The sequence below is a fragment of the Novosphingobium sp. BW1 genome (assembly GCF_008107685.1).
Classification (GTDB): Bacteria; Pseudomonadota; Alphaproteobacteria; order Sphingomonadales; family Sphingomonadaceae; genus Novosphingobium.
Window position 1 is genome coordinate 1 of record NZ_VIRF01000011.1, and the last position, 383, is coordinate 383.

1 protein-coding gene is annotated in these 383 nt (G+C 60.1%); it reads left to right on the plus strand.

Annotated elements, in window-relative coordinates:
* The coding region (locus FMM79_RS00055) for a YaaA family protein (RefSeq protein WP_148625009.1) at positions 1–383 on the plus strand (383 nt) is incomplete at both ends.

Genomic DNA, 383 nt, shown 5'->3' on the forward strand with positions numbered 1-383 from the left:
CGCTATACCCAGCCCGAACTCCTCGAGCATTCTCAGCAGCTTATCGGCATCGCCCGTAAGCTGACCGCGCCGCAAATCGGCAAGCTGATGAGCATTAGCGACAAGCTGGCGGATCTAAACGCCACCCGCTTCCACGACTGGCACCCTGACTTTACGCCGCAAAATGCCCGCCAGGCGATCCTCGCCTTTAAAGGCGATGTCTACACTGGCCTGCAGGCAGAGACACTCACCGAGGACGACTTTGACTTCGCCCAGCAACACCTGCGCATGCTCTCCGGGCTGTATGGCGTGCTGCGCCCGTTAGACCTGATGCAGCCCTACCGCCTGGAGATGGGGATCCGTCTGGAAAATCCGCGCGGCAAAGATCTGTACCAGTTCTGGGG